At 33.5% G+C, this 17,826-nt stretch carries 13 protein-coding genes and 2 tRNA genes; 8 read left to right on the forward strand and 7 right to left on the reverse strand.

What is annotated here, in order from left to right; genetic code table 11:
- Positions 1-7: 7 nt before the first annotated feature.
- The gene (locus ABTV69_RS05610) at positions 8-802 is read right to left on the reverse strand and encodes a helix-turn-helix transcriptional regulator (protein WP_433834668.1); all 795 of its coding nucleotides are present in this window, start codon (positions 800-802) and stop codon (positions 8-10) included.
- A 244-nt stretch (positions 803-1,046) separates the two neighbouring features.
- On the opposite strand from ABTV69_RS05610, the gene ABTV69_RS05615 reads away from it, so the two are divergent.
- Positions 1,047-2,243, forward strand: a complete 1,197-nt coding sequence (locus tag ABTV69_RS05615) for an aminopeptidase C (protein ID WP_433834669.1) — start codon at positions 1,047-1,049, stop codon at positions 2,241-2,243.
- 71 nt (positions 2,244-2,314) lie between these two features.
- On the opposite strand, the gene ABTV69_RS05620 is transcribed toward ABTV69_RS05615, so the two are convergent.
- From ABTV69_RS05620 to ABTV69_RS05630, 3 genes are all read right to left on the reverse strand, one after another.
- Positions 2,315-3,208 carry a hypothetical protein gene (locus ABTV69_RS05620; RefSeq protein WP_433834670.1) on the reverse strand — a complete coding sequence of 298 codons (894 nt, stop codon included), beginning with the start codon at positions 3,206-3,208 and terminating at the stop codon, positions 2,315-2,317.
- A 1-nt stretch (position 3,209) separates the two neighbouring features.
- Positions 3,210-5,360, reverse strand: a complete 2,151-nt coding sequence (locus tag ABTV69_RS05625) for an NACHT domain-containing protein (protein WP_433834671.1) — start codon at positions 5,358-5,360, stop codon at positions 3,210-3,212.
- 295 nt (positions 5,361-5,655) lie between these two features.
- Complete coding sequence (locus ABTV69_RS05630) at positions 5,656-6,045, reverse strand: helix-turn-helix domain-containing protein (protein ID WP_433834672.1); 390 nt, start codon at positions 6,043-6,045, stop codon at positions 5,656-5,658.
- A gap of 160 nt (positions 6,046-6,205) precedes the next feature.
- Here ABTV69_RS05630 and ABTV69_RS05635 point away from each other — a divergent pair, with 160 nt between their 5' ends.
- Together ABTV69_RS05635 and ABTV69_RS05640 are read left to right on the forward strand one after the other, a co-directional pair.
- Complete coding sequence (locus ABTV69_RS05635; RefSeq protein ID WP_433834673.1) at positions 6,206-6,484, forward strand: hypothetical protein; 279 nt, start codon at positions 6,206-6,208, stop codon at positions 6,482-6,484.
- A 119-nt stretch (positions 6,485-6,603) separates the two neighbouring features.
- A complete protein-coding gene (locus ABTV69_RS05640) occupies positions 6,604-7,284 on the forward strand; it encodes a hypothetical protein (RefSeq protein ID WP_433834674.1) in 681 nt (226 codons plus the stop codon).
- Between the two features lie 527 nt (positions 7,285-7,811).
- Here the strand turns inward: ABTV69_RS05640 and ABTV69_RS05645 are convergent.
- The 3 genes from ABTV69_RS05645 to rseP form a co-directional block, all read right to left on the reverse strand.
- Positions 7,812-7,885: transfer RNA gene (locus ABTV69_RS05645), tRNA-Asn, on the reverse strand.
- A gap of 38 nt (positions 7,886-7,923) precedes the next feature.
- A tRNA-Asn gene (locus ABTV69_RS05650) sits at positions 7,924-7,997 on the reverse strand.
- An 84-nt stretch (positions 7,998-8,081) separates the two neighbouring features.
- Positions 8,082-9,425 carry an RIP metalloprotease RseP gene (rseP, locus tag ABTV69_RS05655; protein ID WP_433834675.1) on the reverse strand — a complete coding sequence of 448 codons (1,344 nt, stop codon included), beginning with the start codon at positions 9,423-9,425 and terminating at the stop codon, positions 8,082-8,084.
- Positions 9,426-9,626: 201 nt separating this feature from the next.
- On the opposite strand from rseP, the gene ABTV69_RS05660 reads away from it, so the two are divergent.
- The 5 genes from ABTV69_RS05660 to ABTV69_RS05680 all read left to right on the forward strand — a co-directional run bounded on the left by ABTV69_RS05660 (position 9,627) and on the right by ABTV69_RS05680 (position 17,699).
- Positions 9,627-10,697: an NADH:flavin oxidoreductase/NADH oxidase gene (locus ABTV69_RS05660; RefSeq protein WP_433834676.1), complete on the forward strand. Its 1,071-nt coding sequence runs from the start codon at positions 9,627-9,629 to the stop codon at positions 10,695-10,697.
- A gap of 174 nt (positions 10,698-10,871) precedes the next feature.
- Entirely contained in the window at positions 10,872-11,915 is a 1,044-nt protein-coding gene (locus ABTV69_RS05665; protein WP_433834677.1) for a Gfo/Idh/MocA family oxidoreductase, read from the forward strand.
- A gap of 201 nt (positions 11,916-12,116) precedes the next feature.
- On the forward strand, positions 12,117-13,337 hold the full coding sequence (locus ABTV69_RS05670; RefSeq protein WP_433834678.1) for an MFS transporter: 1,221 nt from the start codon (positions 12,117-12,119) through the stop codon (positions 13,335-13,337).
- A gap of 190 nt (positions 13,338-13,527) precedes the next feature.
- Positions 13,528-16,347 (forward strand): carboxypeptidase-like regulatory domain-containing protein, encoded by a 2,820-nt coding sequence (locus ABTV69_RS05675; RefSeq protein WP_433834679.1) that lies wholly within the window; start codon positions 13,528-13,530, stop codon positions 16,345-16,347.
- Positions 16,348-16,361: 14 nt separating this feature from the next.
- The gene (locus ABTV69_RS05680; RefSeq protein WP_433834680.1) at positions 16,362-17,699 is read left to right on the forward strand and encodes a DUF5689 domain-containing protein; all 1,338 of its coding nucleotides are present in this window, start codon (positions 16,362-16,364) and stop codon (positions 17,697-17,699) included.
- Positions 17,700-17,826 lie beyond the last annotated feature (127 nt).

A 17,826-nucleotide genomic window follows, 5' to 3' on the forward strand; every position in this document is an offset into this window, starting at 1 on the left:
GCCTCGCTTATAATTTTTGAAATTGTTTCGGAAGAAATCCCGTCTGATTTTTAAATGTTCTTATAAAATGGCTTTGATCTGAAAATCCGCAGTGAAGCGCTATTTCGGTTAGGTTGTCTGAGCTGGATTGTATTAGCGAAAGCGAACGGTCAATTTTAATTCTACGCATATATTCGCCCAAAGTGCAGCCAAAATATTTCGGAAAATGTTTAGAAATCGTAATTGGATTTAACTGTAAAACCTGCGCCAAATCATTCAGATTAGGATTTTCGTTCCAACAGTCATTCAGCAATTCGTTCAGGCTTTTAACCCAAAACGGACTCTTGTCAAATCGTTCTAAATGAGCTGTAGAATTGGAAAGCTGCGAAAATAACATTCGAATAGTATCGCTAGAAAAAGAATCGGAAGATTGCGTTTCTTTAAAAATCTTTAGAATCAAAAACTTGGTTAAGACATTGTTTTGAACCGATTTTTCTATAATAGCTTCATTTACTTCGAGTTCTTTCAGCAAATTTGCTTCAATTTCGATATTAATATTCCTTGACGGAAAAAGCGTATTTTGGTTCAAATGCAACTCATCGCTATGATAAAAAAGTAAAGAACCTGGCCCGACCGTTTCGCTAAAGTTTTTGCGTTTTTCGGTTGTGCCTCCATTCAGAAAAAGCGTAATATGCGCATTATTGTGCGAATGCCAGCCCTCGTAAACCTTATTTTTATATTCGGTTTCTACGACTGCAAGACCTTCTGTATTGAAGATGTTTTTGATATTGCCCAGATATTTTTCTTTTTCTAGTTCGTACATTTTCAATTTCTTGCGTGGCTTTTACTGACAACCAAAATACTACATATTTGAAAATTATGACTTGCAATTTGAATTTGATTCAGATTGTCCTTTAACTTTTACATATTTTGTAATCTTTTACATCTCAAAAGAAAGATTGTGAAAAAATTAACCGCTAGAAAGCAATAAATTACAAAAAATTTAATTGTTTTGTAACAAATTAGAAACAATGGAGACTAATTTTGTTAAATCTTAAACATAAATTATGAATACATTTTCATTCAAATCAGTGTTTGCAGCTTCAGTTTTCTTGGCTGGAACAGCAGGCTGTTTTGCGCAAGACGTATTAGTAAATTCACTTAAACTAAACGCTAGCGACAAAAGTAAAGAGCACTTCAAATTTACAGAAGTAATTAACCTAGGAACAACATCAGTAAAATCTCAAGGATCTTCTGGAACTTGCTGGAGCTACTCAACAAACTCATTCTTAGAGTCAGAAATGATTCGTTTAGGAAAACAGCCAGTGGAGCTATCTCAAATTTATTCGGCAAGAAACGTATATGTTGAAAAAGGAGTAAACTATGTTCGTATGCACGGAGCAATTACGCTTGGAGACGGGGGAGCTTTGCACGATGTAATTAATATGTATAAAAAATACGGAACTGTACCAAGAGAAGTTTATACAGGATTAAACTACGGAACAGACAAAAACAAATTTGCTGAAATGGGCGCTCTTATCGAAGGAGTTTTGGCAGCAGTGGTGAAAAACCCGAACGGAGAATTAACTCCAAACTGGCAAAAAGCATACGCAGCAGTTATTGATTCTTACTTAGGAAAAGTGCCAGATAACTTTACTTACAAAGGAAAAAGCTATACGCCACAATCTTTTGCTAAAGAAGTAGTAGGAATTAACCCAGATGAGTACGTAGAAATGTCTTCTTTCACAAATACTCCATATTACCAAAAAACAACGATGATGGTGCCAGACAACTGGTCATTGGATCAAGTTTACAATGTAAAATTGAACGACATGACAGATGTTATCGACAATGCGCTTAAAAAAGGATACACTGTAGCGTGGGCAACAGATGTTAGCGAGAAAAGCTTTAGCTGGAAAAATGGTGTTGCTTACGTACCAAACAAAAAATTCGACGATATGACTGCAGAAGAAAAAGCAGACATGTTTAACGGACCAAAAGCAGAACCAGAAATTACTCCAGAAATGCGTCAAGCAGCGTTTGATAACTACACTACAACAGACGACCACGGAATGCACATTATTGGACTTGCAAAAGACCAAACTGGAAAAGAATACTATATCGTAAAAAATTCTTGGGGAGAAACAAACGACTACAAAGGTTTCTTGTTTGTAACTAAGAACTTCGTAAAATATAAAACTACTGCATTGCTAGTAAACAAAGGAGGAATTCCTACTGAAATTGCTAAGAAATTAGGGGTTTAATTGGCCTGAGAGTTTTAGGAAATAGAAAAGCGCCGTAATCTTTTGGATTGCGGCGCTTTTTTATTATATATCTAAACAGTACTGTATGATTTTATTAAGTCGGGTGTTAAAGCATATATATTTTCATCCTTTAATATAAAATGATTTATTATAAAGATTAAATTGTTTATGTTAACAGGAAGAGATAAATCAGATTTGGCAATTTTTAATAATAAATCACCTCTATCTAATTTAATTATTCTTTTCGCTAAATTATTATTGTTATTGAATACACGCACAAGCTCAGGTTTAATAGGAGTGAGCTGAAATTTTAGTCTGAATTTAGTACGTATTAATGCTTCCCAATTTTTATTTTTGAAATGTTGATATGCAAGTTCATTAAACAAACTCTTTAAAGCAATATCATTCGTTTCTAAATTTGCATATATTCCATTCAATAGACGCTCCTTCTCATTATGTGATTCCCAATCAGGCTTGCATTTATACCTGAGACTATGGTCTATTTCATGCCATCCTTCCGAAAGCATTGTTCTTAATTGTAACTCAAATGTATTATCTACCAACAATAAGCTTTCATTTTGAGATGAGGACTGTGTTTCTAAAAATATGCGTGTTTGCTCAGAATTGAATGAATATACTATATTTGTCCTTTTTGGTTTAAATACAGTTAAATCGAACTCGTCAATTTCTTCATTCTGAAAAATAAATTTGTCATTAAGAATTTTCTTTACCAAACTAATGTCGTCTTGAAAATAAGTGACAATTCGGATACCAATTAAATCTTGAATTTTTTTTCCATTAATTTCATAAGGTTTACCATCTTGAATTTTTCGATTAATCTTTTCTTTGATTGATTTTTCGTCTTTAGTTCTACTAAATAATCGATGTAATAGACCGATTTTATCTAATTCATCAGATATTTTTTCACTTATATTTTTTTCAATCATTTGTAATCCTGCAATCATTTTATTTTATATGAATTAAGTGATTAATAGCTTCTCTGGTAATAAATCCAACATCATCTTTAAAATGTAAAAAATCTTTTCTTTTCAAATTATCAATAACTTTACTAACTTCTCTATCGGTATACCCGACTAAATTTTTTTTAATATAAGAGAATTTTCGAGCTCTTGGTTTTATGCCATCTATGTGAAAAAAATGTTTCAAGACTTCCTCTTCCGTTAACTTAGAAATTAGGGTATTCTCTTCTTCAATTAAAACTTTATTTTCTATTTCTTCAAGAAATGAATTGTTAGTACTGCAAGCATATATGGCGAAATCTATAAAATTGATTTTATCGGCATTTAATATTTTACAATTATAAAACCCACAGTTTTGAAATGATGTTTTTTTGAATGCTGAAGTGTCAAAAATGCAATTTTCAAAATTTACACTAGAAAAGTTAGACTCAGAAAACATACTAAATGAATTAAAAGTTATATTCTTAATAGTTTTATCGATAATAAATAAATTATAATATTTTCGATTAAATTCTTTAACTAAACTATAATCTAATTCAAAATAAAAATTAGTGTCATATTTAAAGTCATTTTCATTATAAATTGTCCAAAGTAATTTTTTGTTATGATCATTTTGGATTTTAAACGATTCGAGTGACTTTAATGCAAAATCTTGGGGAATAACTTCTGTAAAATTTTTATAATGTTTCTGAAATTTTTCTAGTATTAAATTTTCACCAATAAAATTTCCAAAAATGTAATCATTCACAAAACCAACATCTCCATTGTTTTTTCGATCTAAAAAAACGTGATTTGATAATGTGTCAACTAAATCTTCAATTGTTGGCCTCTCTTCCGCAATGTATTCTTTTAAACTTTCCTGTAAAGATTTAAGATTATAATCTTTAATTAATTCTTTAATAGTTTCTTTGCTCTCTGCAGTAATATTAAATTCAGACATGAATCGATTAAGTTTTCTAAAAATTCTTAATTGACTTTCGTTATTTAATTTTAAATTTTGTCTTAATTGTTCTCTTTGTAATAAATAATCAAAATATTTATTTATTAGAGTACCATCAGAATTAACGACATATTCGGATAATTTTTCAATTGAAATATTCCTTAAATAAGATAATAGTACTGGATTTGCTATTTGCTCTAAAGGGAAAGAAGCGTTTTTAATAACTTCAATTTTATCGTTGTTTAACCAATTTTCAATAGTTGGTTCTTTTATTTCAAACCTGGCTAAAGAAAAATTATTTTGAGATTCATATATAGTGTTTAAAAATTCATCACTATTAAAAATTGCAGTCTTTCTTGAAGTAATTACTATTTTAGCTTGACCTTTTAATAAATCAATAATAGTGGTCAGCATGCTTTCGACTTCATCTTTATTGCTTTCTTTTGATATTAATTCATCAAATCCATCAATTATTAGTGGAATTCTTCCTTTAAAAATTTGTTCTAATACTATATTTTGTTTTATTCCATTTGGAAATTGTTCATCTATTTCATTTAATAAAATATGTTTAAAAACTCGGGCTTCTCTATTTCTTGATAGTTCAGTGAAAAAAGGTAATTTTTTACAATCTTTAACCGAAAAAGTATTTAGTATTTCATTTGCTGTGCAGGTTTTTCCAAAACCAGCAGGGGCCTCTATGATAACAAATAAAGCTCCTGTAGTTTCATTTAGATATGTATTAATCTTATCAATTAACGAAGTGTCAGAAGTTCCATCGTAATACGCATTTTCTAAGATATTTCCATTTTCATTTTGATAAATTAATTCATATGAGCTTTTAATATATTGATAATCGCTTCCCTCAGGCAAATTGTGAAGTTGTTTGTTTACGAAGTGCTTATATCTATTTCTTAATTCATTGCCTAATGGAGTTTTTATAAAAAAACCATTAAAAAGATATTCTTCAATAGACTCTTCTGAATCGAGAATCTTTACATCAGTTGCATAACCCAATTCAGAGTATTCATGTTTGTATTTTGTTACATCATAATTTTTGTCAAATGAAATTATTTCTGCAGCATGGTACATGCCATAACGTAAAGTATATATTCGTACTTTATTATTTGAATTTTCAGCAACATTGTAATTATAAGATTTAAATAAAGTATCAATTTTATGAATTCTGTCCTCTGTCATATTATTTTTTAAATTGTTAAACTTTAATTTTTGTAAATAAAATATTTTAAACCATATCATCAGCAAGTATAAATACGTGTTTAATTTCATTGTAATTGTAAAAGTAGAGGAGGATAGCTAAGCTTTTTTACGGGTTTCCATAAATTATTATATGTTTTAAAATATCAAATAGCAAAAAGCGAAGAATATATAAATTTAAAAAATCATCAAAACGAAAAAAGACTATCATAGAAATGATAGTCTTTCATTAAGTTTAAGAAAACTTATGTTTTTTAGGTGCTGAATTTCTGAAATCCTACTTCCCCTTCATCAACTTCTCCAAATACTCCGCTTTATCCTTTTCAGCCTGAACCAAACGCTCATAAAGTTCTACAATTTTATCAATTGGGTTGAAAGTGCAATTATAGTTATTGCCATTAATGAAACTACTGTCGTGTAATGTGTTTCCCATTATGTTTAAAACCGCTTCTTCGGAGAAATTCTTAATTGATTCAGCTGAAACACCCAAAACTTCCGCGATTTTAGCTAGTTTTTCATCATCAACCATTTCGCTTCCTTCAATAGAAGAAACATATTGTTGGCTTACGTCTATAGCAATAGCAAGCGCTTCTTGTTTCATTCCTCTAAGCTCTCTAATTCGGCTTATGTTTCTCCCGATATGTTTTGGTTTTGCTTCTGTAGTCATAGCTCAAAGATATCTAAAATTTCTCTAAAAAATATTAGTGTTGTTAAATACAATAAGATTAGCTGTTAAGAACAACTTTTTGTTTTTGGTAAATGTTACCTTATTGTTTAATCTCGCAGAAACAAAAATACAATTTTTCGTACAATAAAAACTAAACACCATGAAAACAGAAAACGAAAACAACGGAAGTCAAAAGAAAGTAATAGAATCGGTAGCGAGATTGGTATCGGATATTTGTTTTGACGGAGAATTTAAAAACCATCCCGAATACTTAACCGAAATTTTCGAATATCTTCTAGAAGCAGAATCTGGAAACAGCCGCGAGTTGCGACTTAAAATGTTAAGCTGCATTAGAACCAGTAAAATGTTGGCAAAAGCATTAGAACCATTTTCAGACGATGAAATACAAAAAGCCTGCGTTCAAATGATCAATTCGTAAAAAGAAGTACTTTATCGGTTTTCTGGGTAATTTGCAGTCAGAATAAAAGCTAAGTAAAAGAAAATCAGTAACTTTAAGATGAGTTTTTTAACTAGGAGCATTAATTTTATTCAGAAATCATGAAAAAGTATGAAGCAGTTATGATAACACTTGCGTTCGTATTTTCTCTGAGCTGTTTTGCCCAGCGCACAAACAATGCCTCTGCTTCTCCAGCACCAGGAAAAACGACACTACTGACGGATAGTCTTTCTACCGATGATTTGGTAATACAATCTTATTATGTAGAAGAAAGAATAAATAAGCTTTTTGGAGGTAGAATTATTACCTATCAAGTTTCAAAATTGGACATGATCGACACTTACGATCTTGGTCCGAATAATACAAGAACCGTAATTCCGAATTACGTTAAAAGAAAACCTAAAGTAGCTCCAAATGCAATAGCGACTAAAACGATGGTTGCAAGTGCAAGTGCATCTGTAGCTCCTGTTAAAGTTGAAATTACGACACCCGCTCCTTCAACTTCAAAATACATAACCGTTAATATGGTCGACACTTATGAAAAGGTAATTGATAAAGGTTATAAATCTATCGATATGCTAAAAAAAGTAGCAGACCGTTTTTACTTTGAAGGGAATCTTACCGCAGCAGCGGGATATTACACGAAGTTATTTGATGAAACTCAAGATTTGGATGTTATTTATTATTACCGATATGCTCAGTCCTTAAAAGCAATAAATGAAGATGAAAAAGCAAATACTTTAATGAAAAGGTTTAAAAGCGAAACTTTGACAATGAAATGAGGTTTTTCTTTTAACCGTTTTTTTTAACCGCAAAGGTCGCTAAGATTTACGCAAAGCACGCTAAGGTGTTTTTAAACTAAATCTAAAGATTAAGTTCGCAAAGCTGTGTCTATTGCGGACTTTTTTTGTTTTTTTAACCGCAAAGGGCGCAAAGTTTTTTTTTTTACGCAAAGAGCGCTAAGATTTACGCAAAGTATGCTAAGGCTATTTTGAGTTGAATCTAAAGATTAAGTTCGCAAAGTTTTATGTAGATATAGCTTTGCGAATTCTTTTGTTTTAGGGCTAGTTTTGTCATTTCGACGAAGGAGAAATCACACTCGCAAATCGACATAGATTGGAAATATACTTTGTGGAATTTCTTGTGCGATTTCTCCCTATCGGTCGAAATGACAAACTTTGCGGACTTTGCGTAAAACCTTGCGCTCTTTGCGGTTAAATACACAATCCTAGTATTGGGATTTGGAATTTTCATCATTGGGATTTGGCCAAAAAAAAAAGACGATCAATTTGATCGTCTTTTTTTTAAGCTCCCCCTCTTGGGCTCGAACCAAGGACCCTCTGATTAACAGTCAGATGCTCTAACCAACTGAGCTAAGGAGGAATCACCTTAAAGGTAAATATGTTTGCTAAAAAAAGTTGCTCCCCCTCTTGGGCTCGAACCAAGGACCCTCTGATTAACAGTCAGATGCTCTAACCAACTGAGCTAAGGAGGAAGTTGTTGCTCTTTTTAGCGAGTGCAAATATAAAACTATTTTTTGTTTCTAAACAACATTTACACTCTTTTTTTTTACTTTTTTTTACTTGCCAACAATTGCCTTGTAAATGTCGTTACCGTTAGCAAACAGTAGTAGTGAAATAAGTAAAACAAAACCAACCATTTGCGCATTCTCTAGGAATTTGTCGCTTGGTTTTTTGCCGCTAATTATTTCATACAATAAAAACATCACGTGTCCGCCATCAAGAGCCGGAATTGGCAATAAATTCATTACTCCAAGCATAATCGACAATAAAGCTGTGATAGACCAGAAAACTTCCCAGCTCCAAGAACTTGGGAAAATGTTGTAAATCGCAGCAAAACCACCTACTTGTTTGTACGCTTTCGTTTCTGGATTAAAAATCATTTTCAATTGTTTTCCGTAACCTACTAATTGATCTTTTCCTTTTTGAAGACCGATTGGAATAGATTCGAAGAAACCGTATTCTTTTGTACTTATTTTATAGTAACCTAGTTTTTCTAAAGATTTCATGTCTAAACCACCAGCAAAAACGCCTAAAGTTCCTTCGTTAGAAACTTTCACATTCAGAGGTGTTTCTTTTAAGTCGCGTAAAACAACAGCAGAAATCTCTTTTCCTTTATTAGCAACTAAAATTGCTTTTGCTTCGTCAAAATATTTAACTTTTTGTCCGTTAAGAGAAAGAATCAAATCTTTTGCTTTTAAATTTTGATTTGGAGAATCTTCTCCAACTTTTCCAATTGCAAAAGGACGACGAATATCGATAAGCATTCCTTTTTCTGTTTTAGAAAGCTGATCTACAAAATCTGTCGGCATTGTAATCGTTTGCTGTTGTCCGTTTCTTTCAATCAAAACGTGTTTTGCCATGATCACATTCATATTCATATCGCTATCAAAATTTTCTACCGCTTTTCCATCAATAGAAATAATTTTATCGCCCGTTTTAAAACCAGCTTTTAGCATAGCAGGATTTTCAATTGCAACACCATCTTTTAAGTCAGCATTAGCAATATAAGTATCTCCGTAAGCAAACGCCATTCCGATATAGATAATAAAAGCCAAGATAAAGTTTACCGTAACACCACCAAGCATAATAATTAAACGTTGCCAAGCTGGTTTACTACGAAATTCCCAAGGCTGAGGAGGCAGAGCCATTTGCTCTTTGTCCATACTTTCGTCAATCATTCCAGAAATTTTCACATAACCACCAAGCGGCAACCATCCGATACCGTATACTGTTTCTCCGATTTTCTTTTTGAAAAGTGAATATTTAACATCAAAAAACAAATAAAATTTTTCGACTCTAGTTTTAAACAATTTAGCAGGGATAAAATGCCCTAATTCATGAAGAATAATAAGTAAAGATAAACTCAATAGAAATTGAGAGAGTTTGATAACTATATCCATTTGTTGTTTTTAATTCGTATTTAACGCACAAAAGTAGCGTTTTCTATTTTAATATAAGAGTGCAAGATAGTGTTTAAGGTTTTAAATGTTTGTTAATTAATAAACATTTCGATTTCTCTTTTTATCAAGATACTGTAACTTTACTTTTCGAACACTGCCTTACTCAATTGGTAGTAAAAAATCACTAAAAGTTACAAGTCTATGGCCACGAAATTATTTTCTCCGCTCACCATAAAAAAAATCACTTTAAAAAATAGAATCGCGATCTCCCCAATGTGCCAATATTCTGCAATTGACGGATTTGCAAACGATTGGCATTTGGTTCATTTAGGAAGCCGTGCCACTGGCGGCGCAGGACTGATTATTCAGGAAGCGACTGCAGTTTCTCCAGAAGCTAGAATCTCTCCTTCTGATCTTGGAATTTGGAAAGACGAGCATATCGAAAAATTAAAACAAATCAACACTTTTATAGTTTCTCAGAATTCGATTCCAGGAATTCAATTGGCTCATGCTGGACGAAAAGCAAGCGTTTCTTCTCCTTGGTTGGGAAATAAAAAATTAGATTTCGCTCAAGGCGGATGGCAAACTGTTGCGCCAAGTGCAATTCCGTATCATGAAGGAGAACCATTTCTTCCTGAAGCTTTAGACAAAAAGGGAATCCAAAAAGTAGTTTTAGATTTCAAAAATGCTACAAAAAGAGTGGTCGAAGCAGGATACCAAGTGGTAGAAATTCACGCTGCTCACGGTTATTTATTGCATCAATTTTTATCGCCTTTAACGAATGTGAGAACAGACGAATACGGAGGAAGTTTTGAAAATAGAATTCGTTTTACCTTAGAAATTGTAGAAGCAGTACAATCAGAATGGCCATCAGATTTACCATTAATTGTTCGAATTTCGGCAACAGATTGGGCGGAAAACGGTTGGAATCCAGAAGAATCTGTGCAGCTTTCTAAAATATTAAAAGAAAAAGGAGTAGATTTAATCGATGTTTCATCAGGCGGATTGGTTTCGCATCAAAAAATAACATTAGGGCCAGGCTATCAGGTTCCTTTTGCAGAAAAAGTAAAACAAGAAGCCAATATTGCAACGGGCGCAGTCGGATTAATTACGGAAGCAAAACAAGCTGAAGAAATTTTAAATTTAGATCAAGCTGATTTAATTTTATTCGCCAGAGAATCTTTGAGAAACCCTAACTTGCCGTTAGATTTCGCCAAAGCATTAAACGACGATATTCAATGGCCAAAACAATACGAAAGAGCTAAACTTTAAATTTATTAGCCACAGATTTTAAAGATTAAGGGGATTTTTTTGCCAAAGTTTTCACGAACTATCACGAATTAAAATTTTATAGATACTGATTTGTGTTAATTTGTGCAATTTGTGGCAACTAAAAAAAATCTGTGAAAATCATTTTTTTCTGTGGCAAACAAAAAAACTATACCAATGCAAAAGATAAAGACAGCATTATTATCATACGGAATGTCGGGGAAAGTTTTCCACGCTCCGTTTTTAGATATTCACGAAGGATTTCAATTATTAGGTTCTTGGGAGAGAAGCAAGAAATTAATTCAGGAAGATTATCCATACGTAAAAAGTTATGCTTCGCTTGACGAATTATTAAGTGATGATGTCGATTTGGTAATCGTCAATACGCCAGTCGGAACACATTACGAATATGCTAAAAAAGTACTTTTGGCAGGAAAACATGCTGTGGTAGAAAAAGCCTTTACTACCACTGCTGCCGAAGCAAAAGAATTGGCTTCCATTGCAAAAGAGAAAGGCTTAAAATTGGCTGTTTTCCAGAATAGAAGATGGGACAGTGATTTTAAAACCGTAAAAAAGGTAATCGATGATGGCGTATTAGGAGATCTAGTGGAGGCAGAATTTCATTTTGACCGTTATAATCCGCTATTAAGTCCGAAAGCGCATAAAGAAACGGCCAATGACGGAGCGGGAGTTCTAAAAGATTTAGGCCCTCATATTATCGATCAGGCGATCAGTCTTTTTGGTTGTCCGAAAGCTGTTTTTGGAGACATTCGTGTTACCAGAGAAAATTCTGTTGTAGACGATTGGATCGATTTGTGCCTGTTTTATTCTAATTTTAGAGTACGTTTAAAAGCTGGTTTTTTTGTACGCGAAGCCAATCCAGCGTATACAATACACGGAAAAAAAGGTTCTTTCTTAAAACCTCGCGGCGATGTTCAGGAAGACGATTTGAAAGCGGGTAAGAAACCCAATTTAGATTTGTGGGGAACCGAAGACGAAAGCCTTCAAGGACTTCTGCATACCGAAATTGAAGGGATAATTGTAAGAGAAAAAATCCCGACGCTTCAAGGCAATTATTTCAGTTTCTTCGATGGCGTTTACGATTCGATCGCCAACAATAAAAAAGAACCTGTTACGGCAGATGAAGGCGTAAAAGTAATGCAGGTTATAGAAGCTGCAATTGCAAGTAACGCCCAACAAAAAGTAATAGGCATACAATAAAATAGAGACGCACAATAGTGCGTCTTTTTTTTGACTTTAATTCTAAAAGTAAAGTCGAAATGTTGTAATTTTAGTAAGATGAATTCAACTGAAAACCTGTGAATTTATAAACAATAACGTTGTATATTGTGCATAACCTTAAGCTTTATGCACTATAACGAGCGTTTTTAGTATTTTTGACCTATTCCAATAAAATTCAATATGCTGATAAACATTAATCCCTTATCGCTTTTTCAGACCAAAGCCAAAATCAAGAAAGTATTTAGAGAAGCAAAAGCTTCCTATTTAAATCGGATTCGTTTTGCGGTTGGAATGTTTTATTTCGGAATGGGTTTGAGTTTCGCCACATGGGCCAGTAGAATTCCAGATATTAAGAGTGCTTTACATTTAACAGAAGGTGACTTAGGGTCAATATTGTTTGCACTTCCAGTTGGACAGCTTATTGTTATGCCGTTTTCAGGAAAAATGGTAACCAAATTTGGAAGCCATCGTATCTTGATTTTCTCGTTAATTATGTACGTTTTGTGCTTGATCAATTTAGGTTTGGCAACCACCTCATTACAATTGTCAATGGGATTATTCTTGTTTGGTGTGTTTGGAAATTTGGCCAATATTGCCGTAAATACACAAGGTGTTTATACTGAAGTTTTATTTAAAAAAACAATCATGTCCTCTTTTCACGGAATGTGGAGTTTTGCCGGATTTACTGGTGCACTTGTAGGTTTAGGAATGCTGGCTTTAGATTTAAGTCCGTTGCATCATTTTATGATTGTAGCTGGAATTGTATTGTTGATGGTGGCATTTAACTTTAAATTTTTGGTTAGAGCCAAAGAAAAAGTAAAACCAAAACCAGAAGGCAAAAAACTATTTGTTAAACCAGATACCGCTTTGCTTTGGTTGGGAGTAATCGGATTTTGCAGTATGGCAAGCGAAGGTGTAATGTTTGATTGGAGTGGCGTTTACTTTAAAGAAATCGTAAAAGCACCTGGGCCGTTGGTAGTTTTGGGTTATACTTCTTTTATGATTATGATGGCAAGCGGAAGATTTTTGGGTGATGGTTTAATCAACAAATTTGGACGTGAACGTGTTATGCAGATTAGCGGTGTTATGATTTCGGCGGGATTATTCACAGCTGTTTTTCTGCCTTATATTGTTCCTTGTACCATTGCCTTTATGTTTGTAGGTTTGGGCGTTGCTACGATTGTTCCTACTGTTTATAGCATCGCAGGAAAAAATCCAACAGTGCCTGCTGGTGAAGCCTTAACGATTGTTTCAAGCGTAAGTTTCTTAGGTTTCTTAATGGGACCGCCAGTAATTGGACATATAGCACAAAGTTTCGGATTGCAGTTTTCTTTTGCCTTTATCGGAATTTTTGGTGTCCTAATTGCCTTTATGGTTTCTAAAATTAGAACTGCAGCATAATCTTAATTTTTATTAAAATTGATTAATACTAAATAATTTTGTAAGATTTTATTTATTATTTGGATATTTTGCCTATATTTGAATTCAAGTGAGGCTCGAGTTTACACGCTCTTTTTTCCAAAAACCAATTTTATCTTTTGAATAAAGGATTTTAAATCCTACGAATTGTAAAAGTAAATTGGATTTTTTAATGGAAAAAAAATATGCAATCTTCTTTATTGTATGGTTTTCTAATTTTGTTTTTTCGCAGAAAGAAATTACAGTAACAGGTATTGTTATTGATAGTCGAACGCAAAATCCGCTAGAAAATGTAGTGGTAGCCATACAGAATACGGCGGTGATGCAACTCACGTCAAAAACGGGAAAATTTGAACTTTCTATTTTTCCTCAAAAAGAACAATTGCTTCTGCTAAGGAGTCAGGGCTATAAAGATTTCCTTTTAAAACTGCAGTCCCATTCAGAACAAAATATAGATCTCGGAATTTTACAGTTAGAAGATACCTATTCAGATGAGGTTCCGGCCGCATTGATTACGCTGTCTGACAATGATTTTTCAGAGGACAATAGCTCCTCTGAAATGACATCTGGACTTTTACAGTCTTCAAAAGATGCTTTTATGCAAGCGTCAGCATTCAGTTGGGGGCAAGCTCGATTTCGTGTTCGAGGTTTGGATAGCGAAAATGCTGTCACGATGCTTAACGGAATGCCAATGAATAAAATCTACGATGGAAGACCCCAATGGGGCAATTGGGGCGGTTTAAATAATGTGCTTCGCAATCAGGAATTTTCAGTTGGTGCAGCAGCTTCCAATTATACTTTTGGAGGGATTTTAGGTGCCCAGCAGATTTTTACTCGCGCTGCTTTGTATAGAAAAGGGACAGCGCTCAACTTTTCTGGAAGCAATACCACTTATTTATGGAGAACAATTGGCACTTATGCATCGGGAATGAATAAGTCTGGCTGGGCTTTTGTGATCTCGGGCGGAAAAAGATGGACAGATGAAGGCTATTTTGCAGGGACAAATTTCGATGCCGATTCTTTCTTTTTGAGTGTTGAAAAGAAATTAAACAATAAACATTCGATCAATTTTACGGGATTTTATACACCAAATTCACGAGGAAAAAATTCTGCTAATACCAATGAAGTTACCAATTTAATGGGAGAAAAATACAATTCGTATTGGGGATTTCAGGATAGTGAAAAGCGAAATGCAAGAGTAAAAAAGGTAGAAGAACCCTTATTCATGCTGAATCATTATTTTAAAATTAATGAAAAAACCAATCTGAATTCGGCAGTAATGTTTCAATTGGGAAAAGTAGGAAATAGCAATATCGATTATCAAAATGCCGATAGTCCAGACCCTGTTTATTATAAAAAAATGCCAAGTTATTTTAGTTCGCTTTATGCGAAAGATCAAGGCGAATTTTCGGGCGCTTTTACTCCAGATTATGTGAATGCTGAGAAGAGTAAAACAGCCTTTTTGGCAAATCCTCAGATAGATTGGGAGAAAATGTATTTTACCAATCAAAAACTTGGATCCAATGGCTACGAACCCGCACAAAGCCATTATGTGCTTTATGAAGATAGAACTGACGATCAAACTTTTGCTGTAAATTCAAATTTAAATGCACAGATTTCTGCTACTGTTTTTTTTGATGGCGGATTTACTTTTAAAAAATTAAAATCACATAATTTTCAGTATCTATTGGATTTACTTGGCGGAGCATATTTTGAAGATATTGATCCGTTTTATAAAGGAAACCTGTCACAATCAGATTTGCAGCATCCAAATCGTCAAGTAGTAAAGGGCGATATTTATGGATATAATTATAATTTGCTGGCTACTACTTTAGATGTTTTTTCCCAGTTTAGATTTAGTTATAATAAAACAGAATTCTTCTTGGCACAATCATATGCAATTTCCGATTATCAGAGGGAAGGATTATACCAAAATGGACTTTACCCAACAAGTTCTTTAGGAAAAAGCGAGAAGGTAAATTTTGAAAATTTTGGTTTCAAAGGCGGTTTTACTTATAAAATTTCAGGGAAACAGTTGCTGTTTTTCAATGCTGCGCATTTTACCAAAGCGCCTTCGTTGAGAAATACTTTTTCGAATGCACGTTTAAATAATAATATTATTAATGGTATTGAAAGTGAAAATGCAAGTAGTGCCGAAGCTAATTATGTATACCGATCTTCTAAGTTTAAATTCCGCTTGACGGCATATTATTCGGAAACTAAAAACACTTCAAAAACTTCTTATTTCTATGCCGAAGGAATTTTTGATAATGGCTCTGGTTACGATCCCACAAACGCATTTGTGAGTCAGACTTTGACTAAATTGGATAAGAAAAATACAGGTGCAGAATTAAGTTTTGAATATCAAATTTCATCAACTTTAAAAACAACTTTAGCTGCTGCATTTGGAAATTATGTATACAGCAGCAATCCAAATGTGATAATTACAAACGATGCCAACAGGGCAAAAGATGGAGCGCAAACTACTTTTGATTTTGGGCGAGCTTTTTTAAAGAATTACAAGCAGCCAGGAACGTCGCAACAGGCATATTCCTTCGGATTGGAATATCGTGATCCGAAGTTTTGGTGGATTGGTGGAAATATAAATTATTTGGCAGAAAGTTATATCGATGTTTCGCCAATTTCCAGAACCTCTCAATTTTACATCAATCCAGCCAATGGTTTTCCTTTTCCCGAGGCAACTTCTGAAAGGGGAGATGAATTATTAAAACAAGAAGAATTTAAACCTATTATGTTACTGAATTTCAGCGGAGGCAAATCTTGGCGCATTCATAAAAAATACATCGGACTTTTTGCCAGTGTCAATAATGTCTTGGATTTAAGATATAAAACAGGCGGTTTTGAACAGGCAAGAAATGCCAATTTTAGAGCCTTAAATCAAGATTTGTCTAGTGGAACACCGTCTTTTGGACCACGATATTATTATGGTTTTGGCCGAACTTATTTTCTAAATCTTACAATCGGATTATAAATTGAAAATGCATCATGAAAAAAGTAATTTTATGCTTAGTATTATTTTTGCTGTGTAGTTGCAGTAAAGAAATTGAAACACCAGAATTAGTCTGTACGCAGCCAAATCTTTCGGTAAACCAAACCGTAGAAAAAATCTACGAGCTTTCGGGAACTACAGCGAAACAATATTTGTATGAAGATGTTATAGAAGCGTATGTTGTTTCAAGTGACGAAGGCGGTAACTTTTTCAAATCGATTTCATTGCAAACAAAAGAAACAGAAGCAACGCCAGCGATTGGTTTTAGTGTTCCTGTTGATGTCGCAAATACCTACATTGATTATCGTGTGGGAAATAAAGTCTACGTAAAACTAAAAAATCAATTTACAGATTTGTATTATGGTGGTTTGCGAATCGGAAGTTTGTATGTGAGCAGTGCTGGAGATCCGACAATTGGAAGAGTTTCTCAAAACGAATATAAAAATGTTTTAAATGCTTCGTGTTCTATTTTAGATGAAAATCAGCTGGTGCAATCGCTTTCTGTTGAGGAAGCGCTTTCTGATGCTAAACTCAATACTTTAATTGAATTACAGGATGTTGAATTTACCGAAGCAGCGTTAGGACGACACTATTTTGAAGAATCTAATAATGTTGGAGGTTCGACCAACTGGTATTTGAGAGACAAAACAGGAAATCAAATTATTTTTAGAACAAGCTCATATGCAAAATTTGCCGACCAACCTATACCAGAAGGAAATGGGAAAGTACGGGGAGTTTTGACAAAATTTGGCTCAGACTATCAGTTTATGGTTCGTTATGAAAGTGATATAGTGATGAACGGAAAAAGAAATACACCATTTTTTTCTGAAGATTTTCAGTCAGTAAAAAACAATGTCAATTTTACCCTTCCAGGCTGGAGTAATATTGTAGAAAAAGCGACAAAATTGTGGAAAAGCATGGTGTATTCCGGAAACGGTTATGCCGAATTTAATACGACAAGCACAACTGCCGCGGAGAATGTGGCTTGGCTGGTTTCGCCTAAAATAAACGTCACAGGTTATAGAAATGCAGTTCTTTCATTTAGGAGTGCCCAACATGATTTAAAAATGGATTCGCCTTTAAATACGTTAGAAGTATACGTTTCAACTAATTTTGACGGAGCTAATGTGGCCACGGCAAGATGGGCAAAATTAGAAGCCAAAGTGCCAACACTTTCAACGCCTTCAAGGGAATTTATAAGTTCGGGCGGAATCGATCTTTCTGCTTATTCTGGAAACATAAATATTGCCTTTAAATATATTGGTTCTGGAAAAGACAAAACACTAAATGGCGCTTTTATGGTAGATGATATTAAGATTTTTGGAGAGAAATAAGGACTAATTTGTAATAATGAAAATAATGTGCTGATTTTTAAAGTATTATTGAAAAGTTTGTAGTTTTTGTATTTCAAAACGTTAAAATCTAATTGAATTTTGTATTTTGGTCTTCCCAAATCAATAC

It is taken from the genome of Flavobacterium anhuiense (genome assembly GCF_050990855.1).
Taxonomy (GTDB): domain Bacteria; phylum Bacteroidota; class Bacteroidia; order Flavobacteriales; family Flavobacteriaceae; genus Flavobacterium; species Flavobacterium anhuiense_C.

Bases quoted from the DNA above. Each gene is read 5' to 3' on its own strand.
- ABTV69_RS05610 (WP_433834668.1), bottom strand. From the start codon at position 802: ATGTACGAACTAGAAAAAGAAAAATATCTGGGCAATATCAAAAACATC.
- ABTV69_RS05615 (WP_433834669.1), top strand. From the start codon at position 1,047: ATGAATACATTTTCATTCAAATCAGTGTTTGCAGCTTCAGTTTTCTTG.
- ABTV69_RS05620 (WP_433834670.1), bottom strand. From the start codon at position 3,208: ATGATTGCAGGATTACAAATGATTGAAAAAAATATAAGTGAAAAAATA.
- ABTV69_RS05625 (WP_433834671.1), bottom strand. From the start codon at position 5,360: ATGACAGAGGACAGAATTCATAAAATTGATACTTTATTTAAATCTTAT.
- ABTV69_RS05630 (WP_433834672.1), bottom strand. From the start codon at position 6,045: ATGACTACAGAAGCAAAACCAAAACATATCGGGAGAAACATAAGCCGA.
- ABTV69_RS05635 (WP_433834673.1), top strand. From the start codon at position 6,206: ATGAAAACAGAAAACGAAAACAACGGAAGTCAAAAGAAAGTAATAGAA.
- ABTV69_RS05640 (WP_433834674.1), top strand. From the start codon at position 6,604: ATGAAAAAGTATGAAGCAGTTATGATAACACTTGCGTTCGTATTTTCT.
- rseP (WP_433834675.1), bottom strand. From the start codon at position 9,425: ATGGATATAGTTATCAAACTCTCTCAATTTCTATTGAGTTTATCTTTA.
- ABTV69_RS05660 (WP_433834676.1), top strand. From the start codon at position 9,627: ATGGCCACGAAATTATTTTCTCCGCTCACCATAAAAAAAATCACTTTA.
- ABTV69_RS05665 (WP_433834677.1), top strand. From the start codon at position 10,872: ATGCAAAAGATAAAGACAGCATTATTATCATACGGAATGTCGGGGAAA.
- ABTV69_RS05670 (WP_433834678.1), top strand. From the start codon at position 12,117: ATGCTGATAAACATTAATCCCTTATCGCTTTTTCAGACCAAAGCCAAA.
- ABTV69_RS05675 (WP_433834679.1), top strand. From the start codon at position 13,528: ATGGAAAAAAAATATGCAATCTTCTTTATTGTATGGTTTTCTAATTTT.
- ABTV69_RS05680 (WP_433834680.1), top strand. From the start codon at position 16,362: ATGAAAAAAGTAATTTTATGCTTAGTATTATTTTTGCTGTGTAGTTGC.